The sequence below is a fragment of the Agrobacterium sp. MA01 genome, assembly GCF_009650195.1.
Lineage (GTDB): Bacteria > Pseudomonadota > Alphaproteobacteria > Rhizobiales > Rhizobiaceae > Allorhizobium.
Window position 1 is genome coordinate 967,454 of the sequence record NZ_CP045854.1, and the last position, 11,950, is coordinate 979,403.

The following is an 11,950-nucleotide window of genomic DNA, read 5'->3' on the forward strand; positions in this document are numbered from 1 at the left end:
TTTGGGTCACCGGCGCCACGACGCTTGCGACTGCTCCTCTCCCCTCGGGGAGAGGGTGGCCGAGCGAAGCGGAGGCCGGGTGAGGGGGAGCCACAAGCGCCTTGCCGCCCTATGGTTGCGGGCGCCGAAACCCGCAGCTAGTGTCGCGATCAGTTGAAACGCTGGGGTGAGCATACTGATCCGAACCTATGCCGATATCGAGAAGCTGGAGGGCGAGGACGCGCTCAGTGAGGCTGAGCGGTTGCTCCTAAGTAGCAGTATCGCTGGTCTCGTTGGCCTGATGATGATCGCCGCCCAACTCACCTGGAACGCCGGCGATTTCGCCCCCAATTCCGCCGTCGTCCTCACATCCCCAGACTGGAAGACCATCGCCGACGGCCCCTCCGAAAACCCTGCTGCCGAATGGACCGACGCCAACGCCCCCGGCAAGGACTACGAAACCTTCTACGCCTTCGCCTATGCCCTCGATGTCGTCGTGCCCGTCCTCGATCTCGGCCAGACCGATGCCTGGGCACCGTCCCCGGCGCGTGGCGAGTGGGGCTACCGGCTCTTCTACCTCCAGAAGATGTTCATCGTCGCAGGCTGGGTCGTCACCGCCATCGCCGCCGCCGCCATCTCCGGCATGATCCGCCGCGACGACTAATCCCCTCACATCCCCTCATGCGGCGTGGCGATCGCCACCCGCGATGGTGCCACCTGGAAATCCCGGGGCAGCATGCGGTGATGCGCCATGACCATCTGGCAGGCGCTGCGGGCGTCCTGGCGCAGATCGTGATGGATGACGAAGGTCAGGCGACCCTCCGCCAAAAGCGCCCTGTTATCGGCGTCGAGGTCATGGGCGGCGAAGACGTCGATCCGGCGCCGCTCCTCGGCGAACGCGCGCAGGATTGCCCGGTTGCCGCCGCCGATCGAATAGACGGCGCGGATCTCGGGATCCGCGACAAGCGCCGCCTTCACCAGCCTTTCCGTCGTGCGGTCGACGCCGAACCCCTCTGATATCGTCACGATGCCAAGATGCGGCGCGTCCCTTCCAAGCGCATCGCGAAAGCCGCGCTGGCGTTCTTCCTCGCCGGAAAATCTCGCACTCGACAGTGTGACAAGCACCTTGCCCGCAGCCGGCCCCGCCATGCGGGCAAGCAGATAGGCGGCCGTTGCCCCCGCCACCCGGTTGTCCATGCCGACATAACCCTGCCGCACAGTGGCGGGCAGGTCGGTCACCAGCGTCACCACAGGAATGCCGCTGTCCATCAACTCGGCCGCCATCTCCGCGATCGCCGGCGTCGAGGGCACCTTGACGACGACGCCATGGCTGCCGCGCCGGCGAATGCGCTTGAGGATGGCGAGAAGATCGCGTTCCTCCATGGTCTCGGCCACGTGAAAGCGGGCCGACAGCGAAGCCGGCCGCATGCCCGGCAGTTCGGCTTCAAAGGCCGCGCGCACGGCATTCGAAAAACGCTGCGGCGTTTCCATGACCACGTCGATGACGAGGCGCCGCCCGCCGATGCGTGCCTCGGCATATTGCCGCTCCAGTTCCGCGATCGCCGCCTCGATGCGAAGCCCCGTCGCCTTCGCCACATGCCCGCGTCCGTGCAGGGCTCGATCGACGGTGGCGAGACTGAGGCCCGATTGCAGGGCGATGTCCTTGAGCGGAAAGGGCGGGCGCATGGGATCGGCCTTGAGGTGTTTTTGAGGTGTTTTGCCGCTCATCTCTCACTCGTTGCCTGACTATGGTCAAGGTGGAAGAGGATTTCGGGAGGACATCATGGACCAGAGAACGCTGACCAGCCGTCGCCGCGACAAGGTCTGGCTCGACAGCCAGGCCGGCGACATCGAGGCCTTCAAGGCGCTGGTGGCGCTAAAGACCAGGCGCGAAGACTGGCCATTCGCCGCCGGCGTCGAGAAGAACGTGCTCCTCTATGATGGATCGGCAGTGCGCGACATCGCCCGCGATCCGGAGGCCCGCCGCGAATTGATGGCCGAGTGGGTCGAAGCTTTCTCGACCGGCCCCGGCGTCATCGTCATCCGCAACGCCATTGCCGATCTTGCGGTCGTCGATCGCGCCACCGAAGTCTTCAACGCCATCGTCCAGGCCGAGAAGGAAGGCGGTAAGGCGGCCGCCGACCATTTCGCCAAACCCGGCGCCAATGACCGCATCTGGAACTCGCTGCAGAAACACGCGCTCGCCGACCCCGATAACTTCGCCCGCTACTATGCCTCGGACGCGATCGCCATGGCGTCGGAAGCCTGGCTCGGCCGCGGCTACCAGATGACGGCGCAGATGAACCGGGTGAACCCCGGCGGCAAGGCGCAGGTCCCGCATCGCGATTATCACCTCGGCTTCATGTCGCCGGAACAGATGCAGGCCTATCCGGGGCACATCCATGCCGTGTCGCCGCTGCTCACCCTGCAGGGCGCGGTCGCCCATTGCGACATGCCGGTCGAGAGCGGCCCGACGCTCTTCCTGCCCTATTCGCAGTCCTTCTTCGAAGGTTATCTCGCCTTCGGTCGCCCGGACTTCCAGGCCGTCTTTGCCGCGCACCATGTGCAACTGCCGCTGTCGAAGGGCGATGCCGTCTTCTTCAACCCAGCCCTGATGCACGGCGCCGGCAACAATGTGTCTGATGACATCTGGCGCATGGCAAACCTGCTGCAGGTCTCCTCCGCCTTCGGCCGCGCCATGGAAAGCGTCGACCGCGATGCCATGTGCAAGGCGGTCTATCCGGCGCTGCTGGCGGCCGAGAGGAAGGGCGCGCTGACCTTGGCCGAAGTCGCCAATGCCATGGCCGCAACGGCGGAAGGCTATGCCTTCCCGACCAATCTCGACAGCGATCCACCGGTCGGTGGCCTTGCGCCGAAGACACAGAACACCATGATGGCGGAAGCGCTCAAGGCGGGCATGGAACCGGAGGCCTTCGCAGCGCTCGTCGAGACACAGTCTGCCAAGCGCAGGGCATGAGGAAGACAATGGGAAGACTGGACAACAAGATCGCCGTCGTTACCGGCGGCACGCAGGGGCTCGGCGCGGAAGTCGCCCGGCTGTTTGCCGAGCGCGGCGCAAAAGGCCTGGTCATCTGCGGCCGCAGCCGCGACAAGGGCGAGGCCAAGGCGCGTGAGATCACCGACCGCTACGGCACCCCGGTGCATTTCATCTCAGCCGATCTCGGCGAAGTCGCCGACTGCCGCCGCGTGATTGCCGCGGCCGACGAAAAATTCGGCCGCATCGACGCGCTGGTCAATGTCGCCGCCATCACCGATCGCGGCACCATCCTAGACACCGACGAAGCGCTGTTCGACCGCATGTTCGCGATCAACACCCGCGCGCCCTTCTTCCTCATCCAGGATGCGGTGAAGCTGATGTTGCGCGATGGCGTCGAGGGCACCATCGTCAACATCTCCTCGATGTCTGCAATGGCCGGCCAGCCCTTCATAGCCGCCTATTGCGCCTCCAAGGGCGCACTCGACACCTTGACCCGCAATGTCGCCTTCGGCCTTTTGAAGAACCGCATCCGCTGCAATGCCCTCAACATCGGCTGGATGGCGAGCGACGGCGAAGATCGCATCCAGCGGGAATATCACGGCGCGCCCGCCGACTGGCTGAAGGAAGCGGCCGCCCGCCAGCCCTTCGGCCGCCTCGTCGATCCGGCCGAGGTCGCCCGCGCCTGCGCCTATCTGTCGTCGGAGGAAAGTGGCCTGATGACGGGCGCCACGATCAATTTCGACCAGTCGATCTGGGGCGCCTATGAGGACAGCCCGCACCCGAAGGAAAAGATGACGCTCTGAGGGGAGGCGAGGGAAGTCGCGGAACCCCCGACGTGGCTTCCCTCACAGGCCGAACCGGATCACATAGCGCGTGCCGCCGTCCATCTCGCGGGTGATCTCGCCGCCCACCTGCTTGACGAAGGCATCGACGAGGCGGGTGCCGGAGCGCCGCGCGGTCTCCTCCTCCATGCCGATGCCGTCATCGGCGATGGTGAGGCTGGCCTGGCCGTCGTTTTCTGCTGTCAGCGTCAGGCGGATCGTGCCGGTCTCTCGGTCGGCAAAGGCATGTTTCACCGCATTGGTCACCAGTTCCAGCGCAGCAAGCGCCAGCGGCGAGGCCCGGTCGGCAGGCAGGAGAATGCCGCTCGGCAGAACGGCTTGGAGCGTGATGGCCCGGTCTTCCGGCACCAGCGTCGCCGGATCGCAGGCGCGGGTCAGGAGCTCGCCGAGATCGATTTTCTCGCCGTGGCTGGAGCGGTAGAGCAGGTCATGCACCTCGGCGAGCGCTCTGACCCGCATCTGCAGCGCCTGCACGTCGAAGCTGCCGCGTCGGGCCTGCATGTTGATGAGGCTCGTCACCAGCGCGAGATTGTTTTTCACCCGGTGATTCATCTCGCGCATGAGTTCGGCCCGTTGATGCGCGAGGTTCTCAGCTTCTGCCCGCTTCAGCGCCTGCCGGTCGCTTTCGCGCTGTGCCAGCATGCTGCGTCTCGCAAGCGCCGTTGCAACCAGCGTGAAGGCGCAAATCGCAAGCATCAGCAGCCAGACGGGCAGGGCGCTGCGGATCGTGGCTGCACGGATACCGTCGATCGGCACACCGAAATTGGCGACGAGGGGTATGCCGCCGAGCCGGCTGAAGGCGTAGATGCGCCTGATACCGTCGGAGATCGCCAGCGCCTCGTAAACCCCTTCATTGCCGAGCGCCATGTTCTGCCGCGCCTGTGTGTCCGGGGTAAGGAAGATAGGCTCGGACGGGACCTGGCGGACCAGGAGCTTGCCATCGTCGCGGGTAAGCGACGCCGCCTCATTATCCTGCGCTGCGACATCGCGCAGGAAGGTGCGGCTGGTGTCGGTGGCGATCGAGGAGACGATCATGCCGCGGAAATCATTGGTGACAAAGGGTGTCGCGACGATGATCGCGTCCTCGCCACCCGGTTCAAGCTTGATCCGGTCAATATAGAGCCGACTGCCGCCCCGGATTGCATCGACATAGTCGCGCGGGCCCATCGGCGTATCGACGGGAAAGGCACGGCTCGAAGCAATCATCCGCCCCTCGTCGCTGATGACCGCCAATCCGAAATTATCCGGCTGGCGACCGTCAAGGCCGGCGAGAAAACTGTGAAAGGCTTCTGAACGCAGAAAGTCCGCCGGCTCGCCGTTCACCCGGCTGCGGGCCGCGCCATGCTTGATGATCTCGGTCTCGATCAGGCGCTGCGAGTATTGACGCACAAGCGTGACGGTATCGACCCCATGATCGGTGGCGATCGCCTTCTGCTCCTGCCAGGCGATCCCGCCCCAGATCAGCCCGCCAACGACCGGGATCAGGACACTCCCGATTTGAATGGTCCGGAACCAGCGTAACACCATGTCGGGACCCCAGACTGCCAAGCCGTGCGCCCTTTCGAAATTGCGTCGAAAATTGTTCAAGGCTGTCCTTATAGAGCAGTTTGGAACCACCATTGCAACACGATGACCGGTCTGCCGCGACAGTTTCGCCGCCGTGGGTCGGAACGAATTGCGTCAACCGCCGTTCGACAAGGAGATAAAAACCCAAGGACATTCAAGGAGAAAGACGATGACGTCTGACCATGAAAACCATCGCGAGGAAGGCGTTCGCAAGCTGCCCGAGACCACTGGCACCACACCCCGCAACGATGCCCTGCGCGAGGCGAACCGGCTCGGCTCCGACACCTACCTGGTGGATCAGGATATGGAAGACAGCGACCAGCGCGAGGGACAGGACGGCCCTGACGGTCGCCCATCGCCGCTTGCCAACGCCGATAATCCGCAGCGCTGAATGACCGGGAAGGAGCGAAGGCATGGACTGGCAGGAGATGCTGTTTCAGGGCTGGACAGGCATGGCGCGCACCATATTTGTTGGAACGCTCGCCTATATCACCCTGGTGCTTTTCCTGCGCATCTCTGGCAAGCGAACGCTCGCGAAGCTCAATGCCTTCGATCTGGTGGTGACGGTGGCGCTCGGCTCGACGCTCTCTGCCGTTCTCCTGCAGGAATCGATTGCGCTCGCCGAAGGGGCAACGGCGCTCGGATTGCTGATCTTCCTGCAATACATTGTCACGTTCGCCTCGGTTCGATCGAAAAGCGTGGCGAAGGCCATCCGCTCGGAGCCGACACTTCTCGTACGCAACGGCAGTTTCTGCCACGACGCCATGATGCGACAGCGCATCACCGAGGACGAGATCATGAGCGCGGCCCGCTCCAATGGCCGCGAAAGTCTCGATGAGGTAGCGGCCGTGGTGCTGGAGAGTGACGGTACGCTCAGCATCATCGGCAAGCCGCGCTGATCACGCCTTCTCATCCTCTCCGCCGTCCGTCTTGCCGCGATGCAGGCTTTGTTCGCCGCCTTTGCCCTGCCAGGGCCAGCGACCGGAAATCTCCACCTCCAGCGACAGACTGAGAAAGGTTCTGATGATGACGATCACGCCGAGCACCAGCACCGAATCGAGCGTCGGCTCGATCGCCACCGTATTGATGATGTCGCCGGCCACCATCAGCTCGAGCCCGAGCAGGATCGCCCGTCCCATGCCGGCCCTCAGATCCCCGTAGGCGTCCAGGCCGCGCGGGCTCTTCAGATAGGCAAATCCCGAGACCGCAATGCCGATGACGATAACCGCGACGCCGACGGCCTCGATCGCCCGGGTGATGATGTGCATGATGCTGACGAAATCCATGGATCCGGCTCCCCTTTGATAAGGATGCAACGTAGCCCCGGCCGATCGGTTTCCACAATCGACAGCAGTGACGGCACCTTTCGCTCCGTCGCGCGTTGATGAGACGAACACCTTTCATCACGAAAAGCAGGGAGACCAAGATGCAGGATTTCGATCTGAGCGCCATGAGCAAAGACGAGCTCGACCGCCTGATTGCCGATGCGACCCGCGAACGCGAAACGCGCAGCAATCCGGATGAACGCAAGGCTGATGCCGATGGCGTCCGCGGCCAGGACGTCAACGATCCGAACCACGGCGCCATCACCACGCCCGCCCCGCATCAGGTCCGTGACCAGGGGCCGAAGGGTCTGGAGCCGGGCGCACGCGTCGAAGGCAGCCGCGTGATCGATGCCGACGAGGCCGCAGGCACTGATATCGAGCACGCCGCCCGCCGCGTCGTCTGACGAAAAGCGTCTGACAGAAAGAGTCTCGATGGCCAGCCCCCGGCCATCCGGCCGCCATGCATCGCCCCCGGATGCGTGGCGGTCATTCTTTTGGTCAGTTTCGAAGCCCTTTTCGAAGCCTTCGTTTGCAAGGACCGGAAGCGTCTGAACCGATGCAAGTGCCGTCGCGTGAACCCGCCACATTGCCAGCGGGAACTCGCCGCGCTAGACCGGGCCGGTGATCACAGCACTCGCCGCCTATACAGCCCTTTTCCTGGCAGCCTTCCTCGCCGCGACCATCGTCCCGGCGCAGTCCGAGGCCGTGCTGGTCGGCCTGATCCTCGCCGAAGATCAGCCGGTTGTCCTGCTGCTTCTCGTCGCGACGACAGGCAATGTGCTGGGCTCGGTTGTCAACTGGCTGCTTGGCCGCTTTATCGAGCATTTCCGCGACCGGCCCTGGTTTCCCGTCTCAAAACAAAAGCTCGCTCGCGCCGAAGCCTGGTACCGGCGCTTCGGCATCTGGTCGCTACTCTTGTCCTGGGTGCCGATCATCGGCGATCCCTTGACGGTCGTCGCCGGCCTCCTGCGCACACCCTTTCTCACCTTCCTGATCCTCGTCACGATCGCCAAGGCCGGGCGCTATGCGGTTCTGGCGTTCCTGACATTGCAGGTCTCCACCTGAGCCATCTGCCATCAACCGGGTCATTATAAGTCGAGCTTGCTAAAATTCTAATGGATGTGTTGACGAGATTGTCAAATCCGCGTGAAATTCTGACGTCGGAATCTCGTCGCTGCGCCCAACCGATCAGCGGATGAAACTTATGCGGATCTCGAACTCGGCAGTTGTCGCCACATTTGCTATCGCTCTGGCGACCGCACCCTTCGGGCTTTCTCCCGATCATTACAGCCTCTCCGAAAAGACTGCCCTCGCCAAGGATAACGGCGGTGGTAACGGTGGTGGCAATGGTCGCAGCGCCGAGACCCGCGAAGCAAAGTCCGCAGAGCGTGGAAAATCTTCCGGCAAGGCCGGCGAGAGGGGCAAGACGGGTAATTTCTTCACCGATGCATTCGCGACACTGACAGGCAAGGGCCAGAAATCGAGCAAGGCCCAGAGCGTGGAGCGTCGCCAGGGGCGCACCGAAACAAAGTCTGCCACTCGCCAACCGCTTGAGCCGATCACTACGCTCGCCTCGGTGCCTAAGATGAAGCCTGCCGTCGGACCGCTCAGGGCAGAACTCGCCGGATTGAACTCGCTCACTCGCAACTATCGCGCCTATCTCAACAGCTCCGATCCCCGCATGAGCGCGATCAGGAATTATGTCACCGCCTATGCCACCTATGAACTGGCCAGTGGTATCGACACGGTGCCGACAGATGCGGCGCTTGACGACGAGGCGCTGAGGGCGGCCCTTCAGGCCGCAGCAAAGCCAGGTGCCGTCGTCGACGACGCAACGCTCGATTGGGCCAAGGAGCTTCTCGGTGTCGGTCCAGCCGTCGGCAAGATCGATGAGATCCGGGAAGAACTTGCTGCGGCAATGCCGGTCGAGCCGGTCGTTGATCCCGTGCTGGATCCCGTTGTCGATCCTGTGACGGACCCGGCCCCCGATCCGGCTGACGAGATGGTCACTGCGCCGGATCCGCTGGCGCCAACGTCTGCCGATGATGTCGTCCTGCCGACCGATACCACCGACACCGCAAGCGTCACGCCTTAAGTCAAAGGTGCCGCTCAGGCGGTAAACTTCACGCCTGCTGCCGTCGCCGCCGAAATCAGGGCTCTGCGACCATCCTCTTCCTTGGCTTTGCCCTGCGCGACGGCGCCGAGCACCAGAAGCGCCTTATCCAGCGCCTCGCTCTCCTCTTCCGGCCAGTCCTCGATCAGCGCCCAGGAGGCGCCGAGTGAACTGTCGACCACCACATCCTCGCCCTCTTCGCCGATCCCGTGCAGGATCACGGGCTTGCTCCAGGTCTTCGTCATCAGCGTTTTCATCTTTCGTGAAGTCAGTGGCGCGTCAGCGCCGGATCGTGGCGGTCTCTATAGCGGTCACGATGCCATCACGCCAGATACGCTCGGTTTGTCTAGGCCACGATAAAGAGCCGGGGCAAGGCTAGCGCGGCCCGTCCGCCCGCCATCGGCGGATAGTCGCGCACACGCGCAAGCAGATCCCGCGCCGGCCGCGTCCGTTCGTCCTCGAACTGCAGATATTGCGCGCTGACCAGTTCATCCGGCAATCTCGACGAGTCCCGAAAGCGACGACAACACCTTGTCGGGTGCAAAATCGGCATATTCGTTCGGCGCACCACTTCTGTTGATCCAGTGGCAGGTCATGCCGAAGGCCTTGGCGCCGGCAATGTCCCAGCGGTTCGAGGACTGGAAGGCGATATCCGGGGCGGCAATCTTGTAGGCCGAGGTGACCAGCGCATAAGCCGCAGGCGCCGTCTTGTAGATCTTCAAGGGATCGACCGAGAAGATGTCGTCGATCAGGTGCCCGATCCCGGCCGCAGCAACCGCTTCATCCAGCATGGTGGGCGTGCCGTTGGAGAGGATCGCGATGCGTGCCCCGGTCTTGCGCAACGCCGCCAGCACCTCTGGCACCTCTGCAAAACAGTCGAGCTTGCGATAGGCGTCGAGCAGATCCGCCCGCAAGCCCTTGTCTACACCGGGAAACCGCGCGAGGCAAAAGTCGAGCGCATCTTCGGTCAGCGCGCGAAAATCCCGATACTGCCCCATCAGGCTGGTCACCCAGGTATATTCCAGCTGCTTCACCCGCCAGAGATCGGAGAGCGCCGGGGCATCCGGCCCGATCGCCGTCGCATGCCGGCGCACGGCTGCATGCACGTCAAAGAGAGTGCCATAGGCATCGAAGACATAGGCTTGGCGCCCGGACCCGGTCCTGGCGTCGGCATGGGATGCGATCGCGTCTGTCATGAAACGTCCTCCTTGAAAGGAGGGTAGGGCTCAGGCGTCTGCCGTTCAAGCGGGCAGGGGCCAACCTCTGACCACAATCAGCTGCGGCGTGCCGCGAGCCGCTTTCGGTCGTGTTCGACGGTCGAAAAGCCGCGGGTCGTCAGCCGGAACTGGCGCTTCTGAAACTCGCCCCGGATCTCGATCAGCCCCTGTTCCTCGGCCTCGCCCAGGGTCTTCAGGCTGGTTCCCTTCGGCGGCGTCTGCCAGTCCCGGCCTTGAGCCGCATGCAGCAATACCATGATCTTGATCATCGGGGTCTCTCTCTGGGCACGGCCGATCTCCCGCTGCCCGGTCGGGCGCTCGATCGGTTGACGCAGCTACACGACGATAACTGCAAGTCAGCACTTCAATTGTAATTGCCTGCTGCTATGCCTGAGCTTTACAGAGGCGTCGATCCAAAAAATGAGTTCCCCGGGCCATCTCTGGCCCGGAAGCCGAGTGCAGCGTCCGCTACCCACCCAGATCCTGATCAATCTCCGTCAGCGCTCGGTCCACATGCCCCTCGAAGACAAGCGTCTCTTCCTCGGTGATGATAAGGATCTCCGGCGCGCCGCGCACGCGCACATGCTGCGATTGCGCCAGCCCCTCGTCGAGGCCGCGGGTCAAGAGATCCATGAAACGTGTGCCGGGGCCGGTGATCGCGATCGGCATCGTCTCCTCGGCGAGGCTCAGCATGCGTGACAATCCCTGGCCAAGCGCAAGTCCTGCCTGGCGGAAGGCATATTCGGAGGCGCGGTGTCCCTGGCGGGCGCGGCTTGCGATCTTTTCCATCTCGGCAAGCGGCACGAATTTCGCCGGGATCGTGTCCGGCGGCACTTCGAATGCCATGCGCAGGATGCCGTAAAAGCCGGCAGAGGCCTCGATGCAGCCAATCGCGCCGCAGCGACAGAGCTTGCCGTCGCTCGCATGCAGCATATGGCCGAAATTCGGCGCCCGGATTTCGAGATCGCCATGCTGGTCGCGATAGGCAATCCCGAGCCCGATCGAATGGCCGAGCGACAGCGTGGCAAGCGAGGCGAGCGGTGCGCCCCTGTTCTTCTCCAGCCTGAGCGCCAGCGCATGGGTGACGAGCAGGCTCTCGTTGAAGAGGTGGATCCGGCTGCCGCTGAAGCCGGAAAGCGCCGTCACGAAGTCGAGTTCCTGATAGCCGAACACCGGCGACCACAGAAGCTTCGCCCCCTCCCGGTCCACCAGCCCCTTGCTGGAGATCGAGATGGTCGAGATCGAAGACGCTGGCAGGCGCGACCGCTGGATCAGGCGCTCAAGCGCCGCCCGGAAGCCCTCAATGAAGTGCTTGGGCGATTCCGCCCCCTGTTCGCGCGCCTCCTCGAATCGGTCGATCATCGTGCCGCGATAATCGGCGAGCGAATATTGCACCGCATGCGAGGAGATGCGCACCGCAATCACATGGGCGGCGTCACGGCGACGGGCAAAGAGTGCCCGCGGACGTCCGCGCTGGCCGGCATTCGCGACCTCGCGCCGTTCCAGCAAGCCATTTTTCTCGAGATGCGAGGTAATTGCCGATACGGTCGCCGAGGAAAGCCCCGTCGCGGCAGACAGGTCGGTATGCGCCAGCGGGCCCTCACGCCTGAGAACCTTCAGCACAAGCCCATTGTTCTGGTGGCGAACGGCTTCCGTGCTCGCCCTCGGACTGGCTGTCATGATGGGCTTGTCGCCCGCTCTCGTATGGTCCACCGCATGCTCCTCCCAAAGCATTTGGCAACTGTCTTTGCAAGCCTCCTCCGGGCCGTGTTGACAGCGTGAGAATCTTCTGCCAGTTATTTTCTCGACTGTCGAGAAAAACCATTGGACGGGGGTCCATGGGGTAAGGACAGTTTCGCAGCGGGTCGTAGGTTGGGAGGTCTTCCGACGGTCCGCTATCACCTTGGGAG

Annotated in this window: 15 protein-coding genes and 1 pseudogene; 8 read left to right on the plus strand and 8 right to left on the minus strand. The window is 63.5% G+C overall.

Annotated features, from left to right (window positions below; all coding sequences use genetic code 11):
• The first annotated feature begins 166 nt into the window (after nucleotides 1–166).
• Nucleotides 167–643, plus strand: coding sequence for a hypothetical protein (locus GH983_RS04605; protein ID WP_153761757.1), 477 nt, complete (start codon nucleotides 167–169; stop codon nucleotides 641–643).
• Nucleotides 644–648: 5 nt separating this feature from the next.
• Here the strand turns inward: GH983_RS04605 and GH983_RS04610 are convergent, their stop codons facing one another.
• A complete protein-coding gene (locus GH983_RS04610) occupies nucleotides 649–1,707 on the minus strand; it encodes a LacI family DNA-binding transcriptional regulator (protein ID WP_153761758.1) in 1,059 nt (352 codons plus the stop codon).
• Between the two features lie 55 nt (nucleotides 1,708–1,762).
• Here GH983_RS04610 and GH983_RS04615 point away from each other — a divergent pair, with 55 nt between their 5' ends.
• Entirely contained in the window at nucleotides 1,763–2,956 is a 1,194-nt protein-coding gene (locus GH983_RS04615) for a phytanoyl-CoA dioxygenase family protein (RefSeq protein WP_153761759.1), read from the plus strand.
• An 8-nt stretch (nucleotides 2,957–2,964) separates the two neighbouring features.
• On the plus strand, nucleotides 2,965–3,780 hold the full coding sequence (locus GH983_RS04620) for an SDR family oxidoreductase (RefSeq protein ID WP_153761760.1): 816 nt from the start codon (nucleotides 2,965–2,967) through the stop codon (nucleotides 3,778–3,780).
• Between the two features lie 42 nt (nucleotides 3,781–3,822).
• On the opposite strand, the gene GH983_RS04625 is transcribed toward GH983_RS04620, so the two are convergent.
• Nucleotides 3,823–5,346, minus strand: coding sequence for a sensor histidine kinase (locus tag GH983_RS04625; RefSeq protein ID WP_194842786.1), 1,524 nt, complete (start codon nucleotides 5,344–5,346; stop codon nucleotides 3,823–3,825).
• A 208-nt stretch (nucleotides 5,347–5,554) separates the two neighbouring features.
• Between GH983_RS04625 and GH983_RS04630 the strand changes: the two genes are divergently transcribed.
• Both GH983_RS04630 and GH983_RS04635 read left to right on the plus strand, forming a co-directional pair.
• Nucleotides 5,555–5,776, plus strand: coding sequence for a hypothetical protein (locus tag GH983_RS04630; RefSeq protein WP_054151110.1), 222 nt, complete (start codon nucleotides 5,555–5,557; stop codon nucleotides 5,774–5,776).
• A gap of 22 nt (nucleotides 5,777–5,798) precedes the next feature.
• On the plus strand, nucleotides 5,799–6,284 hold the full coding sequence (locus GH983_RS04635; protein WP_153761762.1) for a DUF421 domain-containing protein: 486 nt from the start codon (nucleotides 5,799–5,801) through the stop codon (nucleotides 6,282–6,284).
• On the opposite strand, the gene GH983_RS04640 is transcribed toward GH983_RS04635, so the two are convergent.
• Nucleotides 6,285–6,671, minus strand: a complete 387-nt coding sequence (locus tag GH983_RS04640) for a DUF1622 domain-containing protein (protein ID WP_069041858.1) — start codon at nucleotides 6,669–6,671, stop codon at nucleotides 6,285–6,287.
• 140 nt (nucleotides 6,672–6,811) lie between these two features.
• Between GH983_RS04640 and GH983_RS04645 the strand changes: the two genes are divergently transcribed.
• The 3 genes from GH983_RS04645 (at nucleotide 6,812) to GH983_RS04655 (ending at nucleotide 8,805) form a co-directional block, all read left to right on the plus strand.
• Nucleotides 6,812–7,114 (plus strand): hypothetical protein, encoded by a 303-nt coding sequence (locus tag GH983_RS04645; RefSeq protein ID WP_054151107.1) that lies wholly within the window; start codon nucleotides 6,812–6,814, stop codon nucleotides 7,112–7,114.
• Nucleotides 7,115–7,334: 220 nt separating this feature from the next.
• The gene (locus tag GH983_RS04650) at nucleotides 7,335–7,775 is read left to right on the plus strand and encodes a YqaA family protein (RefSeq protein WP_153763554.1); all 441 of its coding nucleotides are present in this window, start codon (nucleotides 7,335–7,337) and stop codon (nucleotides 7,773–7,775) included.
• 130 nt (nucleotides 7,776–7,905) lie between these two features.
• The gene (locus tag GH983_RS04655) at nucleotides 7,906–8,805 is read left to right on the plus strand and encodes a hypothetical protein (protein ID WP_194842787.1); all 900 of its coding nucleotides are present in this window, start codon (nucleotides 7,906–7,908) and stop codon (nucleotides 8,803–8,805) included.
• A gap of 14 nt (nucleotides 8,806–8,819) precedes the next feature.
• Here the strand turns inward: GH983_RS04655 and GH983_RS04660 are convergent, their stop codons facing one another.
• From GH983_RS04660 to GH983_RS04680, 5 genes and pseudogenes are all read right to left on the minus strand, one after another.
• Nucleotides 8,820–9,068 (minus strand): DUF982 domain-containing protein, encoded by a 249-nt coding sequence (locus GH983_RS04660; RefSeq protein WP_054151105.1) that lies wholly within the window; start codon nucleotides 9,066–9,068, stop codon nucleotides 8,820–8,822.
• 158 nt (nucleotides 9,069–9,226) lie between these two features.
• Nucleotides 9,227–9,310, minus strand: a pseudogene (locus tag GH983_RS04665) (trans-aconitate 2-methyltransferase); the annotation flags it as partial.
• 1 nt (nucleotide 9,311) lies between these two features.
• Nucleotides 9,312–10,019, minus strand: coding sequence for a haloacid dehalogenase type II (locus GH983_RS04670; protein WP_153761764.1), 708 nt, complete (start codon nucleotides 10,017–10,019; stop codon nucleotides 9,312–9,314).
• Between the two features lie 77 nt (nucleotides 10,020–10,096).
• Nucleotides 10,097–10,309, minus strand: a complete 213-nt coding sequence (locus tag GH983_RS04675; RefSeq protein ID WP_236759328.1) for a hypothetical protein — start codon at nucleotides 10,307–10,309, stop codon at nucleotides 10,097–10,099.
• A gap of 199 nt (nucleotides 10,310–10,508) precedes the next feature.
• Nucleotides 10,509–11,720: an ROK family transcriptional regulator gene (locus GH983_RS04680; RefSeq protein WP_194842826.1), complete on the minus strand. Its 1,212-nt coding sequence runs from the start codon at nucleotides 11,718–11,720 to the stop codon at nucleotides 10,509–10,511.
• Nucleotides 11,721–11,950 lie beyond the last annotated feature (230 nt).